Annotated in this window: 4 protein-coding genes; all 4 read left to right on the plus strand. The window is 70.4% G+C overall.

The genetic code is table 11. The annotated features are described in order from the left end of the window. Positions 1 to 1,113: chromosomal replication initiator protein DnaA (gene dnaA, locus JFN87_RS31805; RefSeq protein WP_209345782.1), on the plus strand; the 1,113-nt coding region annotated here is incomplete at its 5' end. 920 nt (positions 1,114 to 2,033) lie between these two features. Then, entirely contained in the window at positions 2,034 to 3,164 is a 1,131-nt protein-coding gene (dnaN, locus tag JFN87_RS31810) for a DNA polymerase III subunit beta (RefSeq protein ID WP_209345783.1), read from the plus strand. 76 nt (positions 3,165 to 3,240) lie between these two features. Next, the gene (gene gnd, locus JFN87_RS31815; protein ID WP_209345785.1) at positions 3,241 to 4,164 is read left to right on the plus strand and encodes a phosphogluconate dehydrogenase (NAD(+)-dependent, decarboxylating); all 924 of its coding nucleotides are present in this window, start codon (positions 3,241 to 3,243) and stop codon (positions 4,162 to 4,164) included. Between the two features lie 61 nt (positions 4,165 to 4,225). After that, positions 4,226 to 5,431: a DNA replication/repair protein RecF gene (gene recF, locus JFN87_RS31820; protein WP_209345787.1), complete on the plus strand. Its 1,206-nt coding sequence runs from the start codon at positions 4,226 to 4,228 to the stop codon at positions 5,429 to 5,431. The last annotated feature ends 96 nt before the right edge of the window (positions 5,432 to 5,527 follow it).

Below are 5,527 nucleotides of genomic sequence, written 5' to 3' on the forward strand. Positions count from 1 at the left end.
GGCGGCCCGGGCGGCAGGCACCGCGGCGTGCCGGGCCCGCTCGGCGCCCAGCCCGCACCGGCCCCAGGGCCCGGCGAGCCGCACGCACGGCTGAACCCGAAGTACCTCTTCGACACCTTCGTCATCGGCGCGTCCAACCGCTTCGCACACGCTGCGGCGGTCGCGGTCGCCGAGGCGCCGGCCAAGGCGTACAACCCGCTCTTCATCTACGGCGAGTCCGGGCTCGGCAAGACGCACCTCCTGCACGCGATCGGGCACTACGCGCGCAGCCTCTTCCCCGGCACGCGCGTGCGGTACGTGAGCTCCGAGGAGTTCACCAACGAGTTCATCAACTCGATCCGCGACGGCAAGGGCGACACCTTCCGCAAGCGGTATCGCGACGTGGACATCCTGCTCGTCGACGACATCCAGTTCCTCGCGAGCAAGGAGTCGACGCAGGAGGAGTTCTTCCACACCTTCAACACGCTCCACAACGCGAACAAGCAGATCGTGCTCTCCTCCGACCGGCCGCCCAAGCAGCTGATGACGCTGGAGGACCGGCTGCGCAACCGTTTCGAGTGGGGCCTGACGACCGATGTGCAGCCGCCCGAGCTGGAGACGCGCATCGCGATCCTGCGCAAGAAGGCCGTGCAGGAACAGCTGAACGCGCCGCCCGAGGTGCTGGAGTTCATCGCGTCCCGGATCTCCAGGAACATCAGGGAGCTGGAGGGCGCGCTGATCCGCGTGACGGCCTTCGCCTCCCTCAACCGGCAGCCCGTGGACCTCGGGCTCACCGAGATCGTGCTCAAGGACCTCATCCCGGGCGGTGAGGACGCGGCGCCGGAGATCACCGCGGCCGCGATCATGACGGCGACGGCGGACTACTTCGGCCTGTCGGTGGAGGACCTGTGCGGCTCGTCGCGCAGCCGGGTCCTGGTGACCGCGCGGCAGATCGCGATGTACCTGTGCAGGGAGCTGACGGACCTGTCGCTGCCGAAGATCGGTGCGCAGTTCGGCGGGCGCGACCACACGACGGTGATGCACGCGGACCGCAAGATCCGCGCGCTGATGGCCGAGCGCCGCTCCATCTACAACCAGGTGACCGAGCTGACGAACCGCATCAAGAACGGCTGAGAGACGGCCGACGGACGGCCGACGGACGGCCGACGGACGGCTGAGGAACGACTGAGGAACGGCTGAGGAACGGCTGCCACGAGGGCGCCCGGGGACATCCCCGGGCGCCTTTCGCATGCCGCGCCGGGCCCGTCCCGACCGCGCGCCCGTGGACCGGGCTGTTCGAATCCGTGCCGGTCAGACGGGTGGGAAATCGCTTCTCCACAGATCTTGGGGTTTTTTCGCGTCCACACCCTGGGGACTACTTCGTTGTCCAGAACGTGTCCACAGGGGGCACGGACAGGGGATGATCAAGGCAGGTCAGCCGCCTGTGGAATTGTGCGCGACCGCCGTCCACACCCTGTGGACGGGAAAACCGCCCACAGGGGGCCGCGGAACTTGTCCACCGGCGGCCCACAGGCCAGGGCCGGTTACCCACAGCTCTTCCACAGCGCTGTCCACTGTTCGGCAACGGAACACGCCCTCTCACCGGGTCGAGTGAAAGGCGTCACATCAAGTCCACGGATTGGGCTGTGGGCAACGTGGGTAAACCTGGGGATCCAGCTGGGGAGAAGTGGCCCTCCGCTGTGCATGGGGTGTGCAGAACTTCCGGCCGTCCACAGCGGGACCGACTTGTCCACTGCCTCGGCCCACAGGCGCAGTGGACAAAAAACCTGCCCCGACCTGCGGAAACGACGTTATCCACGGTTTCCACAGGCCCTACTACTACTCCCACATAGAGTTAGCTGGGAATCCGCTTCGAAGTGGGGCCTGTGGGTAACTCGCCCCGAACCCGCTCGCCACGATTTGACCGGGAGCAGCAACGGCTGTCAGTGCCGTGCGTCAGACTGGTCCCCGGCATCCCGCTTCCGCCTCGGCTGAGGGCGGCGTGCCGATGACGAAGGCCAGCAGGGCGCAGCAACAGCAGGAGGCGGCTTACGGTGAAGATCCGGGTGGAGCGCGATGTACTCGCGGAGGCGGTGGCCTGGGTGGCGCGGAGCCTCCCGGCCCGTCCGCCGGCGCCCGTCCTCGCGGGCCTGCTGCTGAAGGCCGAGGACGGAGCGCTGAGCTTCTCCAGCTTCGACTACGAGGTCTCGGCGCGGGTCTCGGTGGAGGCGGAGGTCGAGGAGGACGGCACGGTCCTCGTCTCCGGCCGCCTGCTCGCCGACATCTGCCGTGCGCTGCCCAACAGGCCGGTGGAGATCTCCACAGACGGTGTACGAGCGACCGTCGTCTGCGGTTCCTCCCGCTTCACGCTCCACACACTGCCTGTGGAGGAGTACCCGGCGCTGCCCCAGATGCCCACGGCCACCGGCACCGTGCCGGGCGAGGTCTTCGCCTCCGCCGCCCAGCAGGTGGCCATCGCGGCCGGCCGTGACGACACCCTGCCGGTGCTCACGGGTGTGCGCATCGAGATCGAGGGCGACACGGTCACGCTCGCGTCGACCGACCGGTACCGCTTCGCCGTCCGCGAGTTCCTGTGGAAGCCGGAGTCCGCCGACACGTCGGCCGTCGCCCTGGTGCCCGCGAAGACCCTGCTGGACACGGCGAAGGCGCTGACCAGCGGCGACACGGTGACGCTCGCGCTCGCCGGCGCGGGTGCCGGCGAGGGGCTCATCGGCTTCGAGGGCGCGGGACGGCGGACCACGACGCGCCTGCTCGAGGGCGACCTGCCCAAGTACCGCACGCTCTTCCCGACGGAGTTCAACTCGATCGCGGTGATCGAGACGGCGCCGTTCGTCGAGGCCGTGAAGCGCGTGGCCCTGGTGGCCGAGCGGAACACCCCGGTGCGGTTGAGCTTCGAGCAGGGCGTGCTGATCCTCGAGGCCGGCTCGAGCGACGACGCACAGGCTGTGGAAAGGGTCGACGCGCAGCTTGAGGGCGACGACATCTCGATCGCCTTCAACCCGACGTTCCTGCTCGACGGCCTGAGCGCGATCGACTCCCCGGTGGCGCAGCTGTCGTTCACGACGTCCACGAAACCCGCCCTGCTGAGCGGCCGTCCCGCGGTGGACGCCGAGGCGGACGAGGCCTACAAGTACCTGATCATGCCTGTACGGCTGAGCGGTTGACCCCGCAGGTGAGCCGGGGCTCCCGGGCGTAGGCTCGGGCGCGGGTACGCATCGCCACGACGTTAAGGAATCCCTGATGGAGCTCGGTCTCATCGGTCTCGGCAAGATGGGCGGCAACATGCGCGAGCGTCTGCGCCGCGCGGGCCACACCGTCGTCGGATACGACCGCAACCCGGACATCGCCGATGTGCACAGCCTGGGTGAGCTTGTGGACAAGCTCAAGGGCCCCCGGGTCGTCTGGGTGATGGTCCCCGCGGGTGCGCCGACGCAGTCCACGATCGACGAGCTGGCCGACCTGCTGTCCCCGGGCGATGTCGTGGTGGACGGCGGCAACTCCCGTTGGACGGAGGACGAGAAGCACGCGGTCGAGCTGGGCATCAAGGGCATCGGCTTCGTCGACTGCGGCGTCTCCGGCGGTGTCTGGGGCCTGGAGAACGGCTACGCGCTGATGTACGGCGGCACGCCGGACGATGTCGCGAAGGTCCAGCCGATCTTCGACGCGCTCAAGCCCGAGGGCGACTTCGGCGCGGTGCACGCGGGCAAGGTGGGGGCCGGCCACTTCGCCAAGATGGTCCACAACGGCATCGAGTACGCCATGATGCAGGCGTACGCCGAGGGCTGGGAGCTGCTGGAGAAGGTCGGCTCCGTCACGGACGTGCGCGAGGTGTTCAGGTCCTGGCAGGAGGGCACGGTCATCCGCTCCTGGCTGCTGGACCTGGCGGTCAACGCGCTGGACGACGACGAGCACCTGGAGAAGCTGAAGGGCTACGCGGCGGACTCCGGCGAGGGCCGGTGGACGGTGGAGGCCGCCATCGACCACGCGGTGCCGCTGCCGGCGATCACCGCGGCGCTCTTCGCCCGGTTCTCGTCGCAGCAGGACGACTCCCCGCAGATGAAGATGGTCTCCGCTCTGCGCAACCAGTTCGGCGGGCACGCGGTCGAGGCCAACGCCGCCGAGGCGAAGGCCATGAAGAAGCAGAGCAAGAAGTCCGACAAGTAGTCGGACCGCTGCCCGGTGAGCGGCCGGACAGCGGTCGTTCCCGGGAGGCCGGCGCACGTCCATGCACGTCACGCATCTGTCGCTGGCCGACTTCCGGTCGTACGCCCGGATCGAGGTCGCCCTCGGTCCGGGCGTGTCCGTCTTCGTGGGGGCGAACGGCCAGGGCAAGACGAACCTCGTCGAGGCGGTCGGCTACCTCGCCACGCTCGGCAGCCACCGGGTGTCGTCGGACGCGCCCCTGGTGCGGGCGGGCGCGGAACGCGCGGTGGTCCGTGCCGCGGTGACGCAGGGCGAGCGCTCCCAGCTCGTGGAGATCGAGCTGAACCCGGGCAGGGCCAACAGGGCACGTATCAACCGGTCCTCGCAGGTGCGGCCGCGCGACGTGCTCGGCATCGTGCGGACGGTGCTGTTCGCACCGGAGGACCTGGCGCTGGTGAAGGGCGATCCGGGTGAGCGCCGTAAGTTCCTCGACGAGCTGGTGACGGCGCGGGTGCCGCGCATGGCGGGCGTGCGCTCCGACTACGACCGGGTGCTCAAGCAGCGCAACACGCTGCTCAAGTCGGCGGCGATGGCCCGCAGGCACGGCGGGCGCGGGATGGACCTCTCGACGCTCGACGTGTGGGACCAGCACCTGGCGCGGGTGGGCGCGGAGGTGCTGGCGCAGCGCGCCGACCTGATCTCGGCGCTCGGCCCGCTCGCCGACAAGGCGTACGGCGACGTGGCGCCGGGCGGCGGGCCCGTGGGTCTGGAGTACCGGTCCTCCGCGGCGGCGGCGGCGGTCGACGTGGGCGCGGCCGGGGAGGCCGGTGGGGCCGTCGAGTCGGCCGCGGCACCCGGGGAGGCCGCGCCTCCCGGCGCGACAGGCGTGCGCGAGCAGCTGTACGAGCAGCTGATCGCCGCGCTGGTGTCGGTGCGCAAGCAGGAGATCGAGCGCGGAGTGACACTGGTCGGGCCGCACCGCGACGACCTGGTCCTGAAGCTGGGGGAGCTGCCCGCGAAGGGGTACGCGAGCCACGGCGAGTCCTGGTCGTTCGCGCTGGCGCTGCGGCTCGCGTCGTACGAGCTGCTGCGGGCCGAGGGCAACGAGCCGGTGCTCGTGCTGGACGACGTGTTCGCCGAGCTCGACGTGCGGCGGCGCGAGCGGCTGGCGGAGCTGGTGGCGCCGGGCGAGCAGGTGCTGGTGACGGCGGCGGTGGACGACGACGTGCCGGGCGTCCTGGCCGGCGCGCGGTTCTCGGTCGCGAACGGTGCGGTGGAGCGGCTGTGAGCGGCGAGGACGCGGGCGGGCAGCCCGCGGGCGAGCGGCCCGCGGGCAGGGGCGCAGGCGCGAGCGCGGGCGACGGGCCGAAGGGCGTCGACCTGG

This window comes from Streptomyces montanisoli (assembly GCF_017813245.1).
GTDB classification, from domain to species: Bacteria; Actinomycetota; Actinomycetes; order Streptomycetales; family Streptomycetaceae; genus Streptomyces; species Streptomyces montanisoli.